The following is a 25,981-nucleotide window of genomic DNA, read 5'->3' on the forward strand; positions in this document are numbered from 1 at the left end:
TCTGTATTTTAAAACTTAGTAAGATTTGACACATGCCTGCCGAGTATTTTTACAACGGTCATTTACGTTGGAGCGTGTATTGGGGAAACCCTAACTTCATGGCTTGTTTTTTTTCGTGTGCTCTTGTGTGGCTCTGGCTGGTGGAACTTCGTTGGGCGCGTTCAAACAGGCTGGGCTTGCGCATTGGAGGGCTTGCATTACTCTACGGTTTGGAGCTGTGCAGTTGGTTTGTGCTTGTGAAAACTTACTCGCGGGGAGGGTTACTCGCAGCCTTGTGTGCGTTGCTATGCTTTTTTACAGTGGTGAAGCAGGGTAACTGGAATGGACTCAGGCGCAAAGGGCTAAATCTGATCGTACGAGTCGGATTGATTCTTTTCATTTGTGTGTTCACTGGATTTGCAGGTCGGGTTTCGCCCGGATATCTGGCCCAAGATATGTCAGTATCCAATCGTTTGGAACTGTGGCGAGGCGGCCTCGCAATGATCTGGGACTCTCCATTCGCAGGATGGGGTTTCAAGCAAGGTGGAATGGCCTATGTTAATTGGTATCAGTCAATTGAGCAAACAGTAAGGCCAACAAGCTTCGTAAACGGCTATCTGGAACTCACGGTTAATCACGGAGTCCCGGCATTATTTTTATCGTTATCGGTTCTCCTGGTCGCGGTGGCCATCGCGGTCACGATGCGCAAACATAGTTGGTGTGTAGCTGCTGGTTCGTGCGTAATCGCATGGATGATAGGCAATATCTGGACCTGTTGCTGGTATGAGTGGTCGCTGTGGCTGCTTCCCTCCGCATCGGCGATTTCTCTTTTCGTCATTGGAATCCGAAACAAGGGGACACTGGGAAGCTGTATCTGCGGTGTTGGCTTGGCACTGTTTATTGTGGCTGGCGCGCTCAGTGCTGGATATGCTGCGGCAAAAAACACTTACTGGCAGGCAAAACCCTTGGATGGCGCTGATGTGGTGAAGCTTTCAAGGCGTGATGCCTGCACAGCTGCGGACAATCCAAGTGCTTTATGGGTCGATGGCACAATCTTTGGCACCTACTATGGCAAGTCGATTCGGGCATCTGCATCTTCCTTTGATGTTTTTTCTTCGGAATCGCTGATTGTGTATGCGCCGTGGCATTGTTCAGATCCGCATACCAGCTTGCGGCCTGAGGTTTGTGTTTATTCGGGTTTTCATGCGAGCCGCGTTCGATTGGGTGGGGGAGGATTGAAAAAAACAATCGTTTTATATCCTTCTGTATACCCTCCGGAAGGTAATCCGCCTGCTAATCACGAAATGGCGGTCTGTTTGCCGTTAGCGGATACGTCCCAGTATGATCGTGCATGGCGTATTTGGACAGCGAAGATGGGGGCTAAACTGGTTTATTCGTCCCAGGGAGGACGGTTAATCTCTCCTGCAAGCAATCCTGTAATCTTTTCGACTGCCAATGCCGAGCAGCGCGTTTTGCGCTCAGAAATCCTGTTGAACATGGGCAAGGTTGATATGAATGGCTTGCCGCGACTGTCGCTGGAGCTGGGTGGAGTATCCGTGCTTTCTAAGTTGGGATTTAATTTCCAGCTGACGCATGGAATTCGCATTGGCAGCAACCGGAGTGCCAGAAGCGAGTGGAGTGTAACCGGGTTGCGGACATGCGTTTATTTCGAATCCCACGATCAATTGGTCTGGGTCAAACCGGCTGGCCAGAAAATGAGGTATCTCCGACAAGACATGGGATTTGGTGACGGCAATGACGGTTCATCCGTAAACGTTTTTGAATCCGGCGTTATAGAAATAAAAACCTGCCAGGGTTCGGTTTGGCGGTATAAGGACGGCTTCCTTGAAACTATCACCGATGCACAACTGGGGAGATTCGCTGTCGTCAGCGACAGGGAGTCTATTCTGGAAATCTCAAGGCTGGCTGGTGATGCCCGCATTGCAGTCGCGCGCATCGGATACGCCGAAAACGGACTGCTTCAACACTTGATATTTTCAGGCGATAGAAAATGCAATTTTGAGTGGAGTCATGATCATCGTCTTTTGCGTGTTGAGAATATCTCTGGGGTGCGGACACAATTCGAGTATGATGATGCATTGCTGACTGGCTGGCATGGGAGCAATGGCGCATCGGGGATATATAGGTGGGCGCCACGTGACGACGCAAAGCGAGGCGTTGCGGTTGGTCGAGCACCGGTCGTGCTCACTGAGGATGACGTTTTCCGTTATGAATATGCCCGTGACGGCAATGTAAACATCATTCTGGTTCATACCGTGGATGGTTCTTTTGTAAGCGAGACAAAGATCGGGCCAGGGGGGATTTTCCAAAGAACCGCGAATGAAATAAAAAGCGTCCGAAACCGCAGAAATGCACGGTGACAATATCGCCCGCTTTTTGGCTTTGCCAGCCACCCCTTCCACAAATCGGGGTAATTTCACCCCAACGCCGTGAAAACACCACTCTGGATCGCTCTGTGCGTTTACCTCCTCATCACCATCCTTCACAAGCAACTCAACATCCCTTCACTCTCTATAGAGCTATGCAGCTTTTGCATTCATCATTTTTTAAAAGTTATTATTTAGCAGCTGTTGATTGAGAAATACTATAAAAACATGATGGCTATATGCCTAACTATCTGATTATTTGTGATTTATAACCAGGCGACCGTAATACCTGATGGTAATTTATATGCTTTGCAATAATAAACAAAGATATATCATTAAAATAAATATTTATTCTAAAAATAATCCTTTACACCGTAATATGGCACCATAAAAACACTTAAAGTTTGTTTCCCGTTCCCCCATTAAACTCCGTTGGTATTTCTAAAGGCGTGACATAGCAACGCAACCACCTATACGCCGTTCCTCACTACCCATACCTATGAACACTAAAATTGTGACCTTTCTGGCCGTGTTTTTTACAATATTGTGCCCACTGTTTGCCGAGATTCAATGGGATCCGATGGAACAGTCGATTACTTTGGCGGTAAATCAACAACAGGCGGACATTAAATTCATCTTTAAGAACAACGGTGCCGAGCCGATTGCCATCCTCTCGGCAGTGCCCTCTTGTTCATGTCTGAAGCTTTCCACCATGGAGAAGGAGGCATATCAGCCTGGAGAGGAGGGCGTTCTGGAAGCCCGGTATACTCGCACCAGCCGAGCCGGCCCGCAAAACTACAAAATTACGGTTACCACCACCGATCCGCAAAATTCCACGGTTACGCTCCGGGTGAACGTGGCCAGCACAACCAATTACGTTGTCACGCCCAGCAACGCGCACTGGGTGATGGGAGCCCAGTCTGGAAGCAAGGTGCTGCTTTTCCGCGACATCAGGCAGGCCGGAGTAAGGCCCACGGCGGTGTTTTCAACAGACCCAAATTTTGTCGCTGAGATACAATCCAAAAACGACGACGGCGCGTATCCAATAGTCATAACAGCGATTTCCACAGAAAAAGTCACCGCAGGTTTTATCTACATCGATGTCACTGCGGAGGACGGCACTGTTGAAAAGGCCAGAATCGTAGCCGCAGTCAAGGATCCCAATTCCCAAAGGGTCATCGTTCGGTGATGCGTTGCAGTTCGTACGCGCGCTTCCGGTTGCCATCAACAAACATAGGTAAGCCGGGCAGTTGAAGGTCTTTTGCTGCTCGGAAACTGATCCGAATCCAATTGGCGAAACAAGACATCAAACAGTATTACCCCTCACGACAGCGTCAGCGTGCAAACATACCGTATCATCATGAAGCTCCAAAAATCGATTCGGAATCTTTTTATAATCCTCGTGATGGTGTTTTTCATCCAACCTGCAACGCGAGCCGGATATGTCACCCGCTGCCAGACGGATTATGAGGAGTATTGCTGGACTGAAACCGATTCTTATTTGATATCATATTACGAGTGCTGGACGGAGTATGAGTGGGTCGATGACGGTGAATCAGGCTATTACACATATTTTGAATTTTGCGAGTGGGTAGAAGAGTGGGTGGATGAAGAAAGGGAGGTGTGCGAATGGATTGAATCTGATTATTGCTGGGAAGAATGGGTGGACGAACCGCACACGGTTACAATCAACCCAAACAGTGCAGTCACCCTCACGCTTGGCCAGTCGCGCACTTATTCATCCGAAGCTGCCGCAGGATCCTACGAAGCGGAAAATCGCACGCTCACGGCGCACAGCATTGATTGGAAAGCTCCCGGAGGGCAATGGGTATCTGCGTCAACAGGTATTGCAACGCCAGGTTCGTCAAATTTGGGTGCGCTCACAAGCGGTGTGGCAAGAGGGATTTCCTTGAGCGGGGCGACGCAAAGCTCGCACTCGATCACGCTCACCCCGACACAGGCGGGTGCATACACAGTGCGGTTCACCGCGCAGGACAACATCGGCAACACTTGGCATTCGTCGTCACATGACTTGGTGGTTGTCAGCCCTCCACCCGCCACGCCCGCCAATCCCGTCATCAGCAACACTACCGCCACGAGCACTACGCTCACATGGGAAGGCTCGGCTGATTCCGGCATCACTTACGAAATCGAACGCAGCAGCGACGGCATAGCCTTTGTCAAAATTGCCGAAGTAACAGGTTCGCTTTCCTTCGCCGACAGCGGCCTGACTCCGGGTGTCACCTATTATTATCGCATTCTTGCCCGCAACAGCACTGGCGTATCGTCCTATACAAGCACGTTCCAAACCACGGCCGCCCCTGACTCCACGCCGCCCACGGCCCCTGCCAACCTCACCGCATCCGGCATAACAAGCAATTCAGCAACCATAACATGGACGGCATCCTCGGACAACGCGGGGATTGCGGACTATCTAATCTTTCTCGACGGCGAGGTGATTAATTCGACAAACAGCACCTCGTATGCGCTCACCGGCCTTGCGCCATCCACGGCATATGCTATTGCCGTGAGGGCGAGAGACGTGGCTGGCAATGTTTCCGGCCCAAGCAACATGCTCACCGTTATCACTAGCTCCACCGGGTTTACCCTCACGGCCCGCCAGTTTAATGTGAATTACAATACCCCCAATTATGCCGGGGTAATCGCCCAGCTAATGAACTATAGCAATAATGTCGACGGCATGTATATAAAGGCAACAGATCCCTCTTTCTATGAGGACGGTTCCATCAATCTATCCAGCCAGCCATTAGTCATACAGAGGGCGACAAAAGACGAGGCCATCCGAGATTTCCTGATGTCTGTATGGGGAGGCCTTTTGACATATGAAGGCATCGTTGATGGCGATCATGGGACAATAACGAAGACGCAACAGTTGGAGCAGCTTCGCGGGTGGATACGAAATAGTATCAGCGTGAGCGAGGATGGTTGGCTGGAAAGCATCGCTCTTGCGTTCACACTCGATTATGATGATCCGAGTTATTGGGATTATGACGATGATGGGAACGGATCTTATGTGGAACTGCCATTGTCTATCGTGGGGCTCACCGGGTACGCAATTGAGCTGTCGGGATCTGAAATGCTCATGCCCACGGCGCCCCAGTTTGTCGATCCTGATTATGATCCCAGCAATGGTCCTGAGCATGAATACGAATGTTACGTCGTCATCCCCCATGTCGAGGGAGTTACCTATTACATCGATGGCGGGGAGGGAGTGCCTGGAGAAGATCAATATTATTCCTTGGGCGACACCGTCACCGTTACCGTCGTCGCTGAGGAGGGCTATCATTTCCCAAACAATGCTGTCACCACGTGGACACATACCTTTGGCTCCAGCTCGCCTTATTTTATTGTTCCCGTCGCACCTGTTTTTGTCGATCCGGGGTATGGGGGCGACGAAGCTTTTGTGAATATTTCCCATTCAGAAAATGTCACCTACCGCATCAATGGCATGTCAGTTGGGGGAGGCGAATATGGCTACTTCGTTGGCAATACCGTCACTGTTACCATCGAGCCTGCGACGGGATATTTCTTCGCCAAAGATGCCGTCACTGAATGGACCCACTCCTTTGGCCACCGTGTCGTTCCTGCTGCGCCTATGTTCATTCATCCCGAAAGCAACGACGACGACCCCATCGTCGATATTCCCGGGACCGAAGGCGTCATCTATCGCATAAACGGCAACGAGGCATCGGAGGGTGAGAATCATGTTTCAGACGCCGACTATGTCATCGTCACCGCCGAGCCCGCTCCGGGGTGTTATTTCCCTTCCGGCACTACTACCGAGTGGACGCACTTGTTCGTAGCCATCACGCGTCCGACTGGATTGATAGCAGGCGGGGAGGCGGTCGACTCGTTCACGCTTTCATGGACTCCGGCCATGAGCAAACACGGAACCATAACCGGCTACGAAGTGTGCCGGGACGGCGTGAGCATTGGCACAACGAGCGACACGCAATTGCGCGTGACCGGCTTGGCCCCTGGCATCGCCTATTTGTTCGAGGTGCGCGCCAGCGACTCGGCGGGCAATTCCTCCGATTGGAGCACGCCGTTTTCATTTACCACCGGGCAAACGCTTGTTGGCAGCGGCACTACGCTTCCCGGCGCATGGGCCGCCCAATACGGGCTTTCTCCCTCCGACGTGTTCGGCGACCCCGACAATGATGGCCTGACCAACATCGCCGAATACAATCTCAGCACCAATCCGACCAGCTATGACGCGGGCACGAGCACCTTGGGCAACACCGTGCCGGCGGGCTGGCCATCCCCCGCCACCGGCGGCACCCATGCCGTGGGAACCACCGCCGGTGAATTTTCCGTCGATAAAAATGGCGCGGCCACTTATACGATTCCCATTGCCGTCACGCCCGGCACGGCGGGCGTCGAACCGAAGGTCACGCTCAATTACAGCAGTCAGGCTGGCGCTGGCATCGCGGGCTTCGGCTGGTCCATCGGCGGCCTTTCCGCCATCTCCCGTGGGCCGCAAACCAAGATGGTGGACGGCCAGAACCGCGCGATGGCCTTCACCGGCGCCGACCGTTTCTATCTCGACGGGCAGCGGCTGGTTGTCATCGGCGACAATGCCTATGGCGCGGAGGGTGCCGAATACCGCACCGAGATTGAATCCTTCACCCGCGTCGTTTCCTACGGTGCCAGCGGCAACAGCCCCGGTTGGTTCAGGGCGTGGACCAAGGGCGGCCTCATCATCGAGTTCGGCCACACCGACGAGTCGCGCTTCCGCCCGCAAAACCAGATGGCTCCGCTCTCGTGGGCCGTGAACAAAGTTTCCGACACCGCCGGCAACTACATGACATTCCACTACTCGGTGGATGCCGTCAGCGGCCAGCAGGTGCTGGACGAAATCCGCTACACCGGGCACGACGGCGACGGCACGCCATCGTCACCGTCATTGCAGCCTTACGCCTCGCTGGAATTTGTCTATGAGAACCGGCCCGACACTTCTTTTGGCTACATCCACGGCGCGAAAATCTCCTCGCTCAAACGACTCCAAAAAATCAGGTCGCTTTACGGCGAGACCGAGGTGCGCGCCTACACGCTCACCTACACCCAGCGCCCTTACAGCAACCGCTCCCTGCTCGCGAGCATCACCGAGTCCGGGACCGGCGGCGCAGCCTACCTTCCACTCACCTTCGCTTATTCCGATCCACCGGGCGGCTTTGATGTGCCGGGCTCCGCCTTCCATCCGCCCCCGGTCATCGCCGGGATTGACGGCCAGGGCCGTCTGGCCGACCAAGGCGTGGTTTTTATTGATTTGAACGGCGACGGACGCGCTGATTGCCTGCAAAAACTCGGCCTCAGCGGCACCGCCGCCAACATGGCCTGGCTGAACACCACGGCGGGCTGGGTGGAGGCCATCGGCGCGAACGGCCAGCACGACTACCGCCTGCCCGACCCGGTGACGCTTTCCACCAATGATAAGTCCAATACCAGAACCGGCGTCCGGCTTGCGGATTATAACAACGACGGGCTGGTGGACGCCATGTATTGCCCCACGGACCTGGGTGGAACCGGCTTGGGTGGCGATGTTTATTTGAACACCGGAACCGGTTTTGTTTTCAGCAATCGCTTCTCCCTGCCCGCGCAACCGCCGCCTCCCACGCTTGAGCCGGGGCAGGTGGTTCAATATTTCTGGCGTGAGGAACTGGAGACATTGGACCTCGACGGCGATGGGCGGACGGATGTCTCGGGATTCCATTCCGATTTTGTGCTGGTGAAGAACGGAGGCTCGGTCACACGCCAGCTCGCCAACGACACCTGGCTGAACACCGGCGGCGGCAGCGAGGCCGTCCGCGGCTCGGCCTGGACCCACGCGCCGGAGCACGAGATTCCGACCGACAGGTATCATCCCGGCACGCGTTTCGTGGACCTGAACGGCGACGGCATGACGGACATTCTTCAATCCGCCGGCCTGGCGGTTCACGCCTATATAAAAACATCAACCGGCTGGAATGATGACGCCGCCTACCATCTGCCGGTGCTGCTTTACAATTATGGCACCCGCCCGGCCCCCCCGGGGGTTGACGGTGAGGTGGGCGATCTTAACGGCGACGGCCTGCCCGATGTCATCGCGCGCAACAGCGGCGACGGCGCGAACAATCAAAACGCCGTTTATATCAACACCGGCACCGGCTGGACGCCGGGGCCGGCCAGCCTGCATGCCCCGGATGGGATTGCAATTTATCATAACAATGAACCGCGAGGCTCCGCCATTCTGGACATCAATAACGACGGCATCCCGGATTTTGTGCACCGCTACGGGGATGGCACTGATTTTACCACGCGGCTTGGCACCGGCGCCGGCTGGTCATCAAATGCGTCCGGCTACCAGATTCCGCGCATGCTGGCCACCGGCACCCTCGGCAATCCCGGCAACGAGTTCATCGACCTCAACGCTGACGGCGCCGCCGACCTCGTCTGGGCGTGGAAGAACATCATCATCTCCAAGGGCGCTTATATCAACCGCCGTGTGAACCCCGACCGCCTCACCGCCGTGACCAGCGGCCTTGGCGTCACCGTGTCCGTCGCCTACGCGCCGCTCACCGAGCCCGCGCCCGTCGGCGGCGAGCCCGTCTATGAAAAGGGCGCTGGCGCGACCACCCCCGTGGCGGACGCCATCGGCCCCCTGCATGTCGTGAAAACCGTCTCGCATGACGACGGCGCGGGCGGCACCTATGGCATCGGCTACCGTTACGGCGGGCTGCGTTCCCACCTCGACCGGGGCAGCCTCGGTTTTGCCTGGATGCAGGCCACCGACACGCGCACGGGCATCCGCACCGTGACGCACTTCAATCAGGAGTGGCCCTGCATCGGACTGCCGACCGACATCATCACGCAAACGGAGGATGATGTCGTTCTGTCGCAAACCGCCACCGATTACGCTTATCTTTCATTAAACGGAGGCAAAACCGTTTTTCCCCACATTTCCCAAACCATCCAGAATACCCGCGAATTAAACGGTGCACTCACGTCCGAAACCGTCACCACCTACACCTATAATATCTATGGCAACGCCACCGCAGTCGAAATCGACACTTCCGGCGGCGGGGCTGTGTTTACGAAAACCACCACCAGCACATATGCTGACGATGATGACTGGATACCACCCGCTCCCTCGCAAACATCGCTCAACTGCTGGATGCTCGGGCGCCTGCTCAGCAGCACCGTGACCACCACCGCCCCGGCCCCCGACGGCGGCACCCCGGTCACCCAGACCCGCACTTCCGATTTTGAATACGACTCTGTCACCGGCCTGCTCACCGCAGAAATTATCGAGCCCGGCGCGCCGGACGCCTCCCCGCTCAAACTCACGACCACCTATACCCACGACGCCTTTGGCAACACGATCTCGGCGACCACCACCGGCACGGGCCTCGGCTCCGGTCGCACCGCCGCCACGACTTACGATGACATCGGGCGCTTCCCGCTGGGCACCAGCAACGCCCTTGGGCAAACGGAAACCTACGAATATGACTCCGCCCTCGGCGTCCGCCTTTCCACCACCGGTCCCAACGGACTGACCACATCGTGGGAATATGACGGCTTTGCCCGCCCCGTGCGCGAGCTGCGCGCCGACGGCACGCAGAGCGTCACCCGCCACCGCTGGGCCGGCTCCGGCGCGCCGACGGGAGCCTTGTATTATATGGAAACCGAGTCCACCGGCTCCGCCCCCGCCGTCACCTTTTATGACAAGATGGGCCGCGCCATTGCCACGTGGGGCATCAACCCCGGCGGCACCGACGGCCTCGCCCGCATCGTCACCACCGAGACGCTTTACGACGGCATGGGCCGCGCCTTCAAAACCTCGCTTCCGTATTACCTCAACACCCCCGCCCCCGGCTGGACGGAAACGCTCCTCCACGACCTCCTGAACCGCCCGCTGGAAATTTCCACGCCCGACGACGAGGCCCCGGGAGGCACGGTGCTCAGCTCCATCGAATACGACGGCCTCACCACCCGCACCATCAATCCGCTCGGCCAGGTCGAGGAGGTCGCCAAAAACACCCAAGGGCAGGTCATCCGTCGCGTAAACAACGCCGCCGGCACCGGCGTCAACAAAGGCGAAATCCACTACTATTACGACGCCTACGGCAGTCTCCTCAAAACCTCCGTTTATCGCGAGGACGGCTCCACCGTGGACACCACCTTCGCGTATGACAATCGCGGGCGCAAAACCGGCATGACCTCGCCCGACATGGGCACATGGACTTACGCCTACAACGCCCTCGGCGAACTCGTTTCGCAGACCGACGCCAAGGGCCAGACCACGACCATGACCTACGACCCTCTCGGGCGGCTCGCCACACGCACCGACAAAAACTCCTCCGGTGTGGTCAAATGCACCACCACGTGGACGTATGACAATGATACCACCGAGCCCGGCACCGGCGACGCCAAAAGCCGGGGCAGGCTCCTGTCTGTTCTCGTGCAGACGCCCGGCCAGCCGGGTTATCAGGAAACCTTCCTTTACGACCATCTCGGACGGCAGTCGCGCCTCACGCGCCGCATTGATGATATAGATTACGCCGTCAATCAGGAATACGATTCATGCGGACGTCCTTCCGTGACCGTCTATCCCGGCGGTTTCCGCGTGAGGAATGTATATAATGACCTCGGCTTCCTCAAGGAAGTGCGGGCCGATGGCGGCGTCATGCCGTCGGGCTGGCTTAACGACGTGCGCCCCAATCACCGCTTCTGGCAGGCCGATGCCTATACCGTCACCGGGGCGCTGAAAAGCAGTTCGCTGGGCAACGGTCTGGCCAGCCACCGCGTGATCAGCTCCGTGACCGGACGCGTCCGCGAAGTTTTCTCCGGTGCCGGGACAGGCCGTCACGCGCAATATCACACCTATAATTACGACGCCCTCGGCCAAGTCGTGAACCGCACCGACTACGCCTTGGGCCGCGAGGAAACCTTCGCCTACGACGGCCTGAACCGGCTGACGCAATGGCAGTTGCAGGGAGCGGGTGGCACGGGCGTCCCGCCCGTGGTTCCGAAAGCCGTCGCCATTTCCTACAACGCCATCGGCAACATCACCCAAAAATCCGACTACGGCGTGTATTCCTATACCGGCGTCAACGCCGGCCCCCACGCCGTCACCTCGGTCTATGACGCCGCCGAAAACCTCACGCGCAACTACGCCTACGACGGCAACGGCAACATGACCACCGGCGCGGGCCGCGAATTGGCATGGACGGTGTTCAACCAAGTCGAAACCATCACGCAAGGCGCGACGAGCACCAGCTTCCGCTTCGGCGCGGGCCGCGAGCGCATCGTGCAGGAGCACAGCGACGGCACCAAGACCATCTACATAGGCGACCTCTACGAGCTGGTGATCAACGCCGCCGCCAGCTTCACCGAGGAAAAATATCATGTCTGGTCGCCGCTGGGCAAGGTCGCCACCCGTACCATGCGCAGCGATTCCCTCATCGAGACGCGCTACCACCACCTCGACGGCCTCGGCTCCATCGTGGCCGTCACCGACGAATGGGGCCGCGTCGAAAAACGCTTCGCCTTCGACCCGTGGGGCAAACGCGAGGCGCTGGTTGACACCCACACTGGGCAGGGTGGCAAGGTCACGCGCGGCTTCACCGGCCACGAGCATTTGGACGACTTCGGCCTCATCCACATGAACGGGCGCGTCTTCGACCCCGCGCTGGGCCGCTTCCTGTCGGCGGACCCCTTCGTGGGCGACGAGGGCGCGTCGCAGGCGTATAACCGGTATAGTTATGTGGACAACAATCCGCTCAACGCGACCGACCCGAGCGGGTATTTGAGTTTTGACGACGTCTTCCGGGTGGTGGTGGTGGCGATAATCGTGATCGCTGTCGCTTACTCGGCAGGCGTGGCGGCGGGCGGACTGAATACATTCTGGGGGGCCACGGCTGCGGGTGCCGCCGGCGGCTTCACGGGGGGATTCGTGGGCACGCTGGCCTATGGCGGCAACCTCAACGACGCTTTCAAGGCGGGACTCATAGGCGGAGCCATAGGGGCGGTGACCGCCGGACTCACCCATGGCATTGGCACGGCGTTTAATGATGCCTCTGGGATATGGGCGAATGATTACGTGAATTGGACAGGACGCACACTGGCCCACGCGACCGTGGGCGGTCTGGCGTCGGAGGCTCAGGGCGGGGAGTTCCGGCACGGGTTCTACTCGTCAGCCTTCTCAAACGGCATCATGCACCTGGGCGGGCCGCAAAGCGGGCCGCTGGCCGGGACGGGAGGAGTAATGGGCTTCATGGGCGGAACCGAGGGCGGCTGGTATGTCGCCGCAAGGACCGCGACCGCCGCCATTATCGGCGGCACCGCCGCCGAACTGACCGGAGGAAAATTCGTCAACGGCGCGGCCACCAGCGCCATGCAGCATTTGTTTAATGCGGAACATTCGCGTCCCGAGGACAAGCGTGATGAGAAGGTTAGTTTGGCGTTTTATGATAATAAGGACCCGGGAAATCCAGTGGAAAGGCTGGCTGGTCATGAGGATTTTGAAGCAGCCGCTAACCAACGGAGTTCCAAGGCAATCCGTGTCAATAGGGAAGGTGATATAAAAGCCTATTTCAAGGCGAATCCCGGACAGGTGGACAGCATCGGATTTTTTGGGCATGGCAACAAGGATGGAATATACATAAATGGGAAAGCGGTGTCCTCAAGCACCATAAGACTGATGATAAAGCACCTGACGCCATCCGGTAGCCTTTACATGTTCTCTTGCTATGTCGGCGATTACCAATATATGAATAGATTCGCAAGGTATTTGAGTGCGGATCAATCAATATGGGCGCACAAGGACAGGGTAAACTATGGAATGCAATACACAAATAACGGAGTCGTTCATACCGGAAACATAAGCACCTATGGCGAAAATCAAACGCTTTGGATGTATAAATATACAAAAAAATGAAAATACTAAAAATTATAATTTTTATGATGATTGCACTTCATGCCATCAAAGCCGGCGGGGGCTCGAACGCGAGGGTCCAAGCCAGCGCGCAAGCGGGGATACTGACCATCATTGAAAATGATGACGGGGAAACAGGGAAATATCATCTATTTTTTCGACTGTATATAATAAATACAGGAAAAATGAAAATAATGATCCCCACGGCAGGATTTCGCAAGGGCGGCGAAGGCGGCAGAGATTATTATACAAGCATTTTGAGATGGGATTTCTACCATACGCGCGAAGGCTCAACGATCATCCCTCCTGTCTCATCCCTAGGCATTGCAGAGCTGCTCCCAGGAGAATCCGCATTGATTTCATGGGAGGCTGATACTTATTGGAAGCCCCCTATGGAGAAAATATCTGTCAAGTTGGAAGTAGATGCTGACTTCCGTTCCAGATTCAACCTCGCGTTGACCGACTTGATGGTCGAAAATATTGAAACTGGCTTCATAAAGGATGTTAAAGTTGTAAGTGAACCGCAGAAACCCCCGCAAGAGGCACCGCAAGAGGCAAACAAAAGGGGCTAGGGGGATTATTGTTGATTTCTTCTATCTCGACCAGAAAAGCCCTATGCCAATCAGCCCAATCCAGCATCCTTTCAATTTTCCGCCATCTATCCGCGATTTCAGGCCTATGAAAGAAACGAAAATCAACAATAATCCCCCTAGCCCCTTTTTTTTGGGGGTTAACCACACGCGCCCCTCCCCTTACGGTTTTCTCCGCAACCACAAACCCGTCCTGTCATGAAAACACACCTGTCCAAACTGGCCCTGTTGTCCATCGGTCTGCTCTCCGCCGGCGTAATGCTGTCCGCGCAAACCGCCGGCTTCGTCAAAAAAACCAGCTACGGCATGACCGTCGGCGCGAACGTCGCGCGGCTGACCATCGAAGGGATGCCCTCCGGCACCTTGGCCAAATCCAAGAGCGGTTTCCAGTTTGGAGCCTTCGCCGACTGCGCCTTCCATCAAAACTGGTCGCTGATTCCCGAGCTGCGTTACATCCAGAAGGGCGGGAAATATGAATCCGGCGGACTCATCGCCGAATTCGAACTGGACTATGTGGAGGCTCCCGTGAACGTGGCTTTCAAAATCGACATGGGCGACGGCGGCAGGGCGCTGCTTTTCGGCGGCGTGTATCTGGCCGGCAAAGTGGCTGACAAGGCCGAGATCGGGGGACAACGCGAGGGCATAGATGACGTCAAAACCCTCGACTACGGCCTGAATCTTGGCGCGGGCTACCAATACGGCAGGTTTTCCTTGAAACTCCAATACAGCAAGGGGCTGGCGAACATCAGCGACACTTCCGGCATCACGGTCAAAAACAAGGAATGTGTTTCCCTGTCAGTCGGCTGCTCGTTTTGAGCGCGAATGGGCGGGTTCAGCCATTTATTTCAAGATCGACCCGATGGCGCGCCGAGGTCTACAACGGCAAAAAATTCACCCTCACCGAGCCGTAGGTTTTTGGACCAAGCTGAAGGAGTCAGGTCGATGTTTGTTGATTTCTCCCATACCAAAATCCTTGTAAATAATCCAATCACCACCAACTGCTCTTTTATTCCGTGTCACAACCAATGCAAAAATCAACAAACATCGACCTGACCCCTTCGGCTTTGCTTAGAGACAGGGCAGCTTTCGCCGACGAATTATCCCAATCCAGATCCTCCCATGTCGGCAGCACCGGCCCGATATGAGCCTACATCGGAGGGCGAAGTCGTGAGAATGAGGGAAGGTAAAGGCCCTACCACTCAAGCAACGCATGGAACGGACAACATTGAGGCGCATCACCGTCAGCAGGTTCCGGTATCGGAGGGAGGAGTTATTGACGAATTGACCCAAAGCACGCACAGAGGCCCAGGAGCGCATACGCGTCACGATAAATCTTCGCAGTTGACCCCGGCACAACGTTCCAAAGAAATCAGAGAGCACTACAAGACGCGCGGTTCAGAATACATTTTACCAGGCGAAGGAATATGATGACGAAAGACGAAATTCGGTTGATGTTGCGTTCGATTCCCGACGTTAGGGCTGCTGACTTTAATCAGCCCACTGAGGCGGATTGGGTTTCGCTCGAAGCGACGTTCAATACCCGATTTCCGCCAGAGTTTAAGGCGTTCATCGAGTTGATGGCTGAATTTTCTTTTCCGGGAGACATCTACAATGTGACTTCAGCAGGCCAAACGAACGGTAACGATTCGATCATGACGGTTTACGCCAACGAAAAGTCGTCGTCCAGTTGGCCTGAGCGTTTGGTTCCGTTCTACGGAATAGGAAATGGAGACTACTTCGCACTGGGGGTCGATGATGGAGCGGTTTATTATCGTTATCATGAGGATCAATGCGTCGAAAAATATAGCGCGTCATTTGACGAATGGTTGCGGCGACTGCCCTCTTTCATGAACGGAGACCCAAATTAGGGACAGGTTAAAATGAAGATGTCGAAAAAAACTTTAGAGGTGGTTTTTGACCGAGTTCTTCAAACTGCCGGATTCACGAAGAAAACGGCAGCTTGGTATCGGCAAGCGCCCGGTGCGCTTCAACTCCTTGACATCCAAAAGTCGGCTTATCGGGCACAATTTTATGTCAACCTGTGTTGTGTGCCTAACGGGATGGTGGTGGAAGGTATGCCACTGCCTAAAGAGCATAAATGCCCCATAGGCATTCGTCTTACTGCTGCGTTTAGCGAGCGAGCCAAGGAAGTCGAAGATCTACTCAATCTCGAAAACCCGATTGATCCGATACAACGTTCAGAAAAGTTAGCCATGATTTTAGAAACATTGGCACTCCCTTTTTTTGAACACATGAGGGACGCAGTGTCTTTGAAGATGGCGATTGAGAAAGGTGTTTTTCAACGAGGTCGGGTGAATTTAAAAGCAAAGGTCTATCTGAAGGTGAATGAACCTCAGCAGTGACGTCGCTGGCAACGCAAACGCCTTCCAATCCCATGCAAGCGCGAGTGGCAACATCGTTCGGAGCGGAGTGAACCACTCCAAGCCAACCATAGCAACCGATATGCCAAGTGAGGCAGAACGCAATGAACAGTTCTTCGGCTGCAATCCCTTCTACTTGGAAACTTCGAAGTCAAAACTCTCCTACATCAAACTGAACATCCCAATGACTTGTCCGCCACGTGCCACTTTTGTGCTCCTCGCGTCCGCTATGCGGGCACCCGTAGCAGAGCATCCCTGCGCTTCGCTTCGGGACCGCACCTTACGGTGCCGGCCATCTCCGCGCTGCCGCGCTCCGTCCCGGGTCAACCCGATTACTGTTCCCACGGTCTCTTTTATCCGCGATGAACTCGTCGAAATCTGCGGTAGGGATGCGACTGCCCATGCTATGTGAAAAACAATAATCCTAAACGTCCGGATTATTGTAAATTGCATTCTTTTGATTTCCATTTCGAAAACTATTGCATGTTAAGCCGCCCCAGATTCCAATTCTGTCGTTATTTGAGTCTCGCAGGAAATTTCTCAAGCATAACGCTCGTCAGCATTCCGCGCTGACAGCTACCCACACCCACATCATCGATACCCATGAAAAACCCAAATGCTAATACCGCAATCCTCATAGGTTTGCTCCTGATTTTGCTTACTGCCTCATGTTCAAAAGACACAAGCGCCGTTGCACCGTCCAGCGATGATGCAAAACTCAAGGAGGCGCTTGCGTTGCCGGTTGCGGATGTATTTTCACTGGAAAGAAACGGCGAGGTGGTGAAGTGCAATGTAAAGATAGATTTTGCGCCGTATAAGGATATCTTTTTTACCCGAAACCAAACGGGAATTGCCAAAAAACGTATATTCGTGAGCAGGCTCAAACCCGGGGTGCTGGCCTTTGAGGATGCTCTTCCCGATGCCAAGGCTTACTATTACTGGATGGCTGTTATCCCGCTCAAAGGACCGCGTCAAAACTTTGGTCCAATAAGGGTGGACCCTGACACCAATAACAAGGGGACCTACGTTGACGTGGCGACTGTGTATAAATGGAAGGCCATGCGAACCTATTCGAAGGCAACCATTGCCTGGAGTTTTCCCAAGGAGAATATAGAAGTGATAGAAATTCTTCGGAAAACCAGCATAACTGATTACGCCAAGCGCAAGTCAGTGCTTAAAACGCTGGAGAGAGAAGGCAGCATGAGTGATCCTTTGCCTGATTCGGAGGCTGATTATTGGTATTGGGTCGAGGTCACGCTTACCAATGGAAGAATCATCGCTCAAGGCCCCTTGAAGGCGGAGTTTTCCGAATAATAGCGAGGCGTGCAAAAAGGCCAGGCGAAACGCGCCAGACAGGCGTCAGCAAAACCAGCCTGGCCATTCACTTGGCTGTTTTCTTCCTCATCAACCAGCGAGAGTTGCAATAATATAATTGGTCGTGACGATATTTTAAACAGAGCCGGCATAATGAAATGATCATGCGAAACATATTTCTCCTCAAATTCTGCACAAGCATTCTCATGATTAGCGCCGTATGTTGTGCTAATGCAACCGCTGGTTTCGATTATGCATTCTCGAAAGACGAAATACCAACGTTTGCACTCAAGGATGAGAGCAGGGATGTAAAAAAATACATGAGCCTGGGCACATGGAGTGCAGCAGGAGGCGCAGGCTGGAAAGATGCGGCGCGTGTGACCCTCGATTATAACCTGATTCAGGTCGGGGCGAAAGAAAAGCCAGAGGAAGGTACCGCGAAGAAACTGATCTCATCGGTGGAGGACATGCATGCCTCCACCTCGTCCCGGAAAAATCTCCAAACCTCGATGGTCGCATTCGCCGGGGTTTCGGAGCGTCGCAAGACGATGGTCTTTGAAATAAACACAGACGCCCGCGTCGCATTGTACAACAACGGGGTGCTTGTGAAAGAATTGCCGGATGACAACCTTGGCACACACGACCGGGCGGTCGATTTCTACATTCCTGTGCCGCTCGAAAAGGGTGAGAATATCATAATAATAAAAACACTGTCGAACGGAGCCCCGTCTGCATTGCAGATTACGGCAATGCCCGACCTAGGCACGGAACTGCAAACGGCCTTGGATGCAAACAATGGATTGTTATCAGAGAAAATAGCCCGGCAAAACGAGCCGCCGAGACTCAAATGGCCGTCCGCATTAAGCCGGCTTTGCGTTACAATAGACGTTGTCGATGCCATGGACGAAAAGCCGGTGTTCACAAAAATGAACATGAGGAATGGGTATGCCATCCGAAACACCACAAGCAACCTTGCGGACGGCCTCTACAGAATCACCTGCAAGGCGGCCCAGGAGTCATTCGAGGAATATTTTGTCATCGGCCGACCGAGAGCGTTGTTTGAGCGCATAAAAAAGCGAATCAATGAAGCAGACATCCCAAATGACGACATAAAATTGAACGTCGATGCTCAGCTCAAACGCGGAGAAATCCTGTTCGCACAGGCCAATTATGACCCGGACGGCAACGAGTGGCAGGAAAAGACCGTTTATACGCTGACCAGTCTGGCCTCCATGGCCAACACATTAAAAAACAATCATCAAGACATATCACAGAGCATTCCCGGGATGCATATTAGAGGATTTGTTTCGAATATAGATAAATCAATACAACATTACAGATTGTTCGCCCCATCCGGTTATAATCCCGACCAAGGCATCCCGTTGTTGATCATAATGCCGACCCCGTTTGCAGCCAAAGAAAATCCTTTCATCGCCAGCCCATTTGTGGCCGCGCACCAAAATGCTGTTTTGATAGGCAGAATCGCAGAGAAGCATGGTTTTGCCGTGCTCTGGCCCGGCTATAGAAGCGCCCCCATGGGGTGGACTTATGAATCGGCGCATGTTGACGAAGCAATCCGCGCGGTGCAAAAAGACTATGCCATCGATAAAACCAGAACCAGTGTATACGGCTCCTGCGGAGCAGGTTTTTTTGCGGGTCGATTAGTGTCAAAATATCCCCGGCGTTTTGCCGCAGTCGTGTACAACAAGGGCATATTTTCCAGAAAACTCTCGGCTCAAGACAACATGGGCCCGATACAGCCTTGGATTGAAGCCACAAATCCGGATAACCACATTATTGACAGTAAAAACATCAGGATACTTCTTGTTCATGACGGCTCCCGAAGAATGGGGCATGGTGAGATCGAGTTATCAAAGGAGTTTCTGGAAAAAGCCCGTCAGAAAGGTGCCGTTGCCGAAGCGCGCTTGGACCAGCCGTTGTATACGACGCCCGACTGGGACATGATCTTTAAATGGCTGGAATCATGCCGGAACGCAAATGTGAGCGAAGCACCATCCGACTTTCTCAAAACCGCGGGTTATGAAGGCCCCGTATCTGAAATCTTCTCAACCCCATTCATTATCGTGAGGGGAACGGCAGGTGCCTCGGCAAACAATATAACCTCAATGGTGGAGTTCATCAAAACAACCTATGCAAAGCAATTTTATGGGGCCGAACCGATTGTGAAAAACGATTATGAGGTGACCGAGCATGAGATGAACAATTATTCGCTTGTTTTGGTTGGAAACCCGAAAAGTAACCATATTTGGCATAAACTTCAAAAGGATATTCCAATCAGCACCACTACATTCGATCTTAGCATAGGCTCCCATATTTTCGCCAAGGATTCGGCTTTCGTCTCGATTTTCACGCATCCAAAAAATGCGAATAATTTTATTCTTACAATTGGTGCTTTCGATTTAAAATATCTGGCACTGGCCAAAAAAGCGGACTTGTACAAGGCATGGTATGATGGTCAAGTTTTTGAGCCAAGAGGCAGCGCTCACCAGACACACACAATTCCAAAGCTCAACCTGTTTGGCAACTAATTCCGCGGAGGACTGGTTACAGTCCTTTTTTCAGCGCAACTGGTGTTTTTTTAGGGTTCCTCATACGTCTTTTATTTATCTATGACTTTTGGACTAAGTCGTGCGAATTCGTGGCAGATAGGCACGAGGCGGCACTCCGAACTGTCGTTTGAACTGAACCGTCAAATGGCTGTGGTCCGAAAATCCAGTCATGTAGGCGACTTGATTGACCGTATAAGAGCCGGTTTCGATCAAGGCTTTCGCGCGAAGGAGCCGGGCGCGTAACACATATTGCTCCGGAGTGACACCGAGCGTAGCCTTGAACAGCACGCTGAAATGGTTCGGACTTAGCCGAGCCTCCCGCGCCAGCATGGCCAGGGTGATTTTCTCGCCGAGATGAGCTTCGATATAGTCGGTAACTCTGTGGAGCGTTGCGTCACCAAGCTGGCGTTTGGCTGCCGTCCGGGGTTTGTGCCTTTCCGCTAAAACAAGGAGAACACGAGCGGCCAGACAATGGCCCAAGGCGGCAACGTGGTCAAAAGCGTCCATTCTCTCGCGGTGGCTTTCACGTTTCAATTCGCTTGTCAGACCAGCAATTAAGGGATCCTGCATCGAATAACATTCGAGTGGTTCCACCAACACCTCGGAGACGAGATTGGGACCAAAGCTATCCACCCAGCTTCGCTTCAAATTAAGCAGGATCGCGCAGGCGTCGTGCAGCCATCGCTTGGAATGCCGAATATCGGCGGGCAGAATGCCAACTTCCCCTTGCCGAAGTGTATGGCTGAATCTGTCTCCGCGCCGGGCGTGCCAGGCTAATTCGCAAGCGCAGGCTTCGCATGGGATCAGAATTTCGAGTTCATTCGGCAAAGCGTCCGTGGACCAATGAGCTTTGACCCGTCCGCAAAAGACGCACACTTCCGGTCGCGCTTTGACACAATGCGGAGATGGCTGATGCGTCAGACGACAAATCAGCGACCTTGTTATAAATGAAGGCTCGTTCTGGCCACGATGGACGGACATAACCGCAGCACACGCCACGGTGACAGTGATGCGGCGGTGGGGGATTCATTATAGCTTGCTCATTCGATATCGGCTTGGAAATAACCATGAAAAGCTTTTATATAAATATGATTGGTTCTCCGCAGGCGAATCGGTCGCTACAGTTGGCAGTTGTCGCTGACGGATAAATCGCATTCCCAAGTGTTGTAATTGAAAACACTACGATGCGTACGGATGATGACCGAGGAAATTTGATGGTGTTTGGTTCTCGCGAATCAAGATCCGCCCCGCCGGGTGGCGACGTGGGCTTTAGTCACCATCACGCGGCCGATAGCGGCCGCGATGAAGACGCACCGCTATCGGTGAGAAGAATGCCAGCTTTGCCTTGACGATACGTGTGACTGAATCTGTCTCTGCGTCGGGCATGCCCACGAATTCTTGTGGCAGAACAGGTCAGAACTCGACGCCGGCAGTCACGAAGAAAGTGCGCGGGCGCACCGGGCCGTATAAATAGGTCGGATCACGGTCTTCACCGTTATCGAAGAGATCCTTCTGGCGGTCATCGAAGAGGTTGCGCACGCCAGCGCCCAGTTTCAGCTCCAGGTGCGGCGAGAGGTGGAAAGTTTTGGAGACATTCAAATCGAGCTCCCAGAACTTGGGAGTCTTGCGATAGATGTCCGCTTCTTCCCCGACGGCCAGCATGCTGCCCGTGTAGTTGAGCAGGGACGCGATCTGCCAACCCGAATCGTGTTCATAGATGACGGAAAACAGGCCGGTCCATTCGGGCCGTTCGATGAACTCGCGTGTGGTCAGGCCGGTGACGCGGGTGATGGGATCGTCGAAACGCGCGCGGATGTAGCTGATGCTGCCCTCGAGGCGCAACCCACGGCCCACCACCCATTGAAAACCGTTTTCCCAGACAAAGACCTTGGCATCGGGGCCGTTGACGCGTTCCCAAATGCCCGTGTCGTTGGGATCGCTGTCGTCGATGTCGAAGGTGTCGTGCAGGAGCGTGTAGTGAAATGTCGAACTGAGCACGAGACGTTTGCCGAAGGAGGGAACCCACCAATCGGCGCCGAGCGTAAAGGAATCCGAGCGTTCCTCCTCGAGGTCGGGAGAGTTGCGCAGAAAAATGGCGCCGCCGGAGCTCACGCCGATATGCAGATCCTCGTTATAGGCGCCGGGGGCGTTGAAGCCCGCCGAATAGGAGGCGCGCAGGGTAAGAGCATCAATCGGCTCGTAACGCAACGCGATGCGCGGCGAGAAGATGGTGCCGTCCACGTTGTCATGCCGGTCCACCCGCACGCCTGGGACGAGTTCGAGCCCGGGCAGGAGGGTCCAGATGTCTTGGACGAAGAGTCCGTAGGTGCCGAAATCGTCGCTGGTGTCAGCGAGGGCAGGGTCGTTGGGGCGGCTTTCCTCCAGTTTCTCGTAGCGGTATTGCGCACCGTAAACGAGTTCGTGCGCACCGAGTTTTTGGGTGATTTGTCCGTCGAGAAAAAGGACTTGATTCCGCGTGTCGCTCCAGATGCGGCTGGCGACGGCGTTGATCGCGGCCTGATTGGCGGGATCAGCGGCGAAATCGGCCAGCGCAGCCTCCTCGGCGGGCGTGGGATTGTCGGGATCGGCGAATCCGCCGGCCTCGTCGAAAGCGGTGAACTCGGCGTCGGCTCGTGCGCCATAAAAGGCGTCGCGCTGCAGGTGCAGATAGGAGCCGCGCACGGAGTAGAATAGGCTGGGCGTGAGCTGCTGTTCCCATTGCAGGTTCAGCATGTGGATTTTGTGTGCCAGCGATTCGGCCACACGGGACTGCTCCTCGGGCAGATCAAGCTGGTCGCCGCCGCGGTGCGACTGGTCGATGTATTGGTAGGTGGCCTTGAGCAGTTTGTTCTCGTCGGGACGATAGAAGAACTGGAGACCGCCGACTTTGCTTTTGAACTCGGGCAGCTCGGTGAATCCGTCGGTCGTCAGATCAAGTCCCTCCCGATCTTCCCAGAGACCATAGGCGGTGAGGGCAAATTTCCCGGACTGACTCAGGTGGCTGGCCTTGAAGGTAAACTTCCACTCGTCCGCATCGTTCTTCAAGTTGGAATAGGTCAGCAGGGCGCTGGTGTGGTTGTGCGTCGGCATCGCGGTGATGAGGTTGACGACGCCGGCGATGGCCTCCGGACCGTAAAGGACGGAGCTGCTGCCTTTGACGATTTCGATGCGGTCGATAAAGATTGTTGGAAAAAGATCGGCGCCATAAACCTTGGCGAGTCCCGAATAGAGCGGCGCACCGTCGAACAGGATCGCCGTGTAGTCGGTGCTGAGACCGAGGAGTTGGATTTCGTTGAGACCGCAGTTGGAGCAACTCGACTCAAACCGGGCGCTCGGCACCAGCCGCAGGCTGTCGGCGAGGGTCACTCCACCGTGAGCTTTAATCTCGGAAGCGAGAAAAAATTCGGTTTTGATGGGTGCATCAGAGGCCAAACGCTCCGTGCGCGTGCCGGTGGAAACGGTGATGCGTTCCATGTTGATGACCTCGTCCTCAGGATGAGGTGCGCTGTGGGCATCATAACCATTTGTTATGATTGCAGCTGCGATGACGAACTGTGCGATTTCGCGTTTCATAATATATGGATTGAGAAACTGTTTCGGAAAAATTGCTTCATGTAGAGGTGAGGACTCAGTACCAATATAATATATTCCCTATGCTCTATTCATTATAAGGATTATCAAATGGATTATATTATGCCGATTCTCCATAGTCTTAACCGGCGTGTCCCTTTTCATTTCGATAGTTTCTGATTGGATCTCTGTCCCGGCGGCTCACCGCTGCGGCAGATGCGTGTTCAGGACCTTCGCGTTGGGCGCCAGGATGGCCTGCCTGGGATGACCGCAGCCCCCGACACGCCCCCAGGGCGATCAGCGCGGACGCCGCAAACAGTGCAACCAGTGGGACCAACGTCCGCCTCGCGGCCGCCCCGGCGGGTTCGTCCTCGAATGCAAACGCCGGAGCGCCGTCGAAATCGGTGAACGTTTTTTTCGCCAGCACCAAGGGCTGGATGTAGCCGCGCAGCGTGTCGTGATACGCGTCCGCCTGCGCAACGAACAGGCGGTGGCGTTCCGGCCCGGAGCCGCCGAGGTCGTTGAAGGCCGCCTGGACGAGGAGCGCAGGCGAGAGGAAGCGCAGCGCGTCAACCAGCTTTTGCTGGCGCGCGATCCGCTCCGCGTGGCGGGCGCGCACCGGGGCGAGCAGGCGCTCCTGCTCGCGGTAGCCGGCGTCGGCCACCAGTGCGGGATCGGGCGCGCCCGCCGACCGCGCGTCCGGCGACGCGAGTTCGGGGTGATCCTCGAAGTATGCCGCGAGCAACTCGCTTTGCCGGTTGCGCGCGTCGGACTCCGCATCACGTTGCGCCCCGACAAACTCCAAGTGCGAGGGTGCCGGACCGAGTGTCTTCGCCACGACGTTGATCGTCGCGGGGACGACGAGGGTGAACAGCAGCCACGCGCCCGCCAGCGCAACCGCGTTGGCCGCAGAGGAGCCGCCGCGCGCGTTCGCCGCGAGGGCCAACGCCACCCAGAACACGCCGTAGGCGACCGTCAGGACCGCCCACAGGGCGAAACGTCCGCCTCCGCCTGCGGAGAATCCTCCGGCCCACGCGAACGCGGCGGACGCGAAGAGCAAAAATACGCCGAGAACGTATCCGCCCGCCACGGCCCCACGCGCCACCATGACGCCCGTGATCGAGGATCGCTGGAGCAGCAGCAGGGAGAGCGTGCCGCGCTCCCGCTCTCCGGACAGCAGGTTGTAGGTGAGCGCGAGCAGCAACAGCGGCAGGATATAGACCACGACGAAGGCCGCGTCGAAACGCCCGAGTAACTGGTGCTGCGGATTGTCATACCCAACCCCGGCGAGCGATTGCTCGCGCGACCGATAGGTGACTTTGAAAAGCGATGGATAAAGATCGTCCTGACCGACGGTGAGCATGCCGGCGGAGAGCGGAGGCTTCGCGGCGTAACCGGCGAGGTAGAAGCGACCGAAGCCGGCCGGGTTGCGCGGGTCGCGGAAGGCGGCGACTTCGGCCTCGCCGGCGTCGAGCCTCGCCGCGAATGCGCGGGCTTCCCGGGCGAGCGCGACCGTGTTGGCCTGTGCCTCGGCCTGCAGCGCGCGACGCGCGTGAGCGTGGCTCGCGCCGTTGGCGACGGCAAAAAGCGTGAGCGCGGCGAGCAGGGCCGCGAGCAGCCACGGAGCGAGGTCGGCCCGCAGGTGACGGAGTTCCCATTTCAAAAGACGGCTGGACATGAGGAAGTCAAAGAGGGTTGAGGGTGCGCGCGGCCCGCACGAGCAGCAGGGGCGCGAGCATCAGCCAGAGGGCGAGTGCAAGGAGGAGACGGACTGGGCGCGCAGCGCCGCAGAGGGTGACGGTGGGTGGTAGACGAAAGGGGGCATTTTCGCCCACAGGCCGGCGTCGGCCAGATAGGTCGAGCCGTCGCGCGGGCCGTTGAAAATCAGGTCACCGTTCAACTCGCGTTGAAGCAGGCGGCGGTGCTGTTCGGCGGCGCCGATGAAGTCACGGTGGTGCGCGAAATCGGTGCCCGCGAGGGATTGCGAGACCTGCCGCACGGCCTGAAAGGGCGCGATCCACGCGAGCGAGCGGACGAGGTCGTTTTGCGCTTCGATGCGGTCGAACAGCCGCCCGAACACGTCGTCGAAGACGCGGTTTCCCTCCTCGCCCGCCTGAAGGAAGAGGCCGCGCGAATTGACCGGCAAATCCTCCGGGCGAGACACACCGAAGCGGCCCATCAGCTCCGCCTCCAGTCTGCGCTGCTCGGCGAGGTGAAAATCGGGCGCGCCGAAACGCATGCGCAATTCCTCGCG

Annotated in this window: 13 protein-coding genes; 9 read left to right on the forward strand and 4 right to left on the reverse strand. The window is 55.6% G+C overall.

Annotation, left to right across the window (positions count from 1 at the left end; genetic code table 11):
• Positions 1-32: 32 nt before the first annotated feature.
• The 9 genes from OH491_RS26460 (at position 33) to OH491_RS26500 (ending at position 20,136) form a co-directional block, all read left to right on the forward strand.
• On the forward strand, positions 33-2,360 hold the full coding sequence (locus OH491_RS26460; RefSeq protein ID WP_342750769.1) for an O-antigen ligase family protein: 2,328 nt from the start codon (positions 33-35) through the stop codon (positions 2,358-2,360).
• Positions 2,361-2,865: 505 nt separating this feature from the next.
• Positions 2,866-3,555 carry a DUF1573 domain-containing protein gene (locus OH491_RS26465; RefSeq protein WP_068768277.1) on the forward strand — a complete coding sequence of 230 codons (690 nt, stop codon included), beginning with the start codon at positions 2,866-2,868 and terminating at the stop codon, positions 3,553-3,555.
• Between the two features lie 171 nt (positions 3,556-3,726).
• Entirely contained in the window at positions 3,727-13,305 is a 9,579-nt protein-coding gene (locus OH491_RS26470) for a fibronectin type III domain-containing protein (protein ID WP_084441743.1), read from the forward strand.
• Positions 13,302-13,874 carry a hypothetical protein gene (locus tag OH491_RS26475; protein WP_068768274.1) on the forward strand — a complete coding sequence of 191 codons (573 nt, stop codon included), beginning with the start codon at positions 13,302-13,304 and terminating at the stop codon, positions 13,872-13,874. Before OH491_RS26470 ends, OH491_RS26475 begins: the two co-directional genes overlap by 4 nt.
• Before the next feature lie 216 nt (positions 13,875-14,090).
• Positions 14,091-14,708, forward strand: a complete 618-nt coding sequence (locus tag OH491_RS26480) for a porin family protein (protein ID WP_068768273.1) — start codon at positions 14,091-14,093, stop codon at positions 14,706-14,708.
• A gap of 608 nt (positions 14,709-15,316) precedes the next feature.
• Entirely contained in the window at positions 15,317-15,760 is a 444-nt protein-coding gene (locus OH491_RS26485; RefSeq protein ID WP_342750770.1) for an SMI1/KNR4 family protein, read from the forward strand.
• A 12-nt stretch (positions 15,761-15,772) separates the two neighbouring features.
• Positions 15,773-16,255 carry a DUF4304 domain-containing protein gene (locus tag OH491_RS26490; RefSeq protein WP_342750771.1) on the forward strand — a complete coding sequence of 161 codons (483 nt, stop codon included), beginning with the start codon at positions 15,773-15,775 and terminating at the stop codon, positions 16,253-16,255.
• Between the two features lie 621 nt (positions 16,256-16,876).
• Entirely contained in the window at positions 16,877-17,587 is a 711-nt protein-coding gene (locus OH491_RS26495; protein WP_342750772.1) for a hypothetical protein, read from the forward strand.
• Between the two features lie 206 nt (positions 17,588-17,793).
• Entirely contained in the window at positions 17,794-20,136 is a 2,343-nt protein-coding gene (locus OH491_RS26500) for a hypothetical protein (protein ID WP_342750773.1), read from the forward strand.
• 93 nt (positions 20,137-20,229) lie between these two features.
• Here the strand turns inward: OH491_RS26500 and OH491_RS26505 are convergent, their stop codons facing one another.
• From OH491_RS26505 to OH491_RS26520, 4 genes are all read right to left on the reverse strand, one after another.
• On the reverse strand, positions 20,230-20,985 hold the full coding sequence (locus tag OH491_RS26505) for an AraC family transcriptional regulator (protein WP_334319203.1): 756 nt from the start codon (positions 20,983-20,985) through the stop codon (positions 20,230-20,232).
• 585 nt (positions 20,986-21,570) lie between these two features.
• On the reverse strand, positions 21,571-23,730 hold the full coding sequence (locus OH491_RS26510; RefSeq protein ID WP_068769693.1) for a TonB-dependent receptor plug domain-containing protein: 2,160 nt from the start codon (positions 23,728-23,730) through the stop codon (positions 21,571-21,573).
• A 139-nt stretch (positions 23,731-23,869) separates the two neighbouring features.
• The gene (locus OH491_RS26515; protein WP_068769692.1) at positions 23,870-25,405 is read right to left on the reverse strand and encodes a DUF3526 domain-containing protein; all 1,536 of its coding nucleotides are present in this window, start codon (positions 25,403-25,405) and stop codon (positions 23,870-23,872) included.
• A 60-nt stretch (positions 25,406-25,465) separates the two neighbouring features.
• Positions 25,466-25,966 (reverse strand): DUF3526 domain-containing protein, encoded by a 501-nt coding sequence (locus tag OH491_RS26520; protein ID WP_342750774.1) that lies wholly within the window; start codon positions 25,964-25,966, stop codon positions 25,466-25,468.
• Positions 25,967-25,981 lie beyond the last annotated feature (15 nt).

The sequence above is a fragment of the Termitidicoccus mucosus genome (assembly GCF_038725785.1).
In the GTDB taxonomy this organism is placed as follows: domain Bacteria; phylum Verrucomicrobiota; class Verrucomicrobiia; order Opitutales; family Opitutaceae; genus Termitidicoccus; species Termitidicoccus mucosus.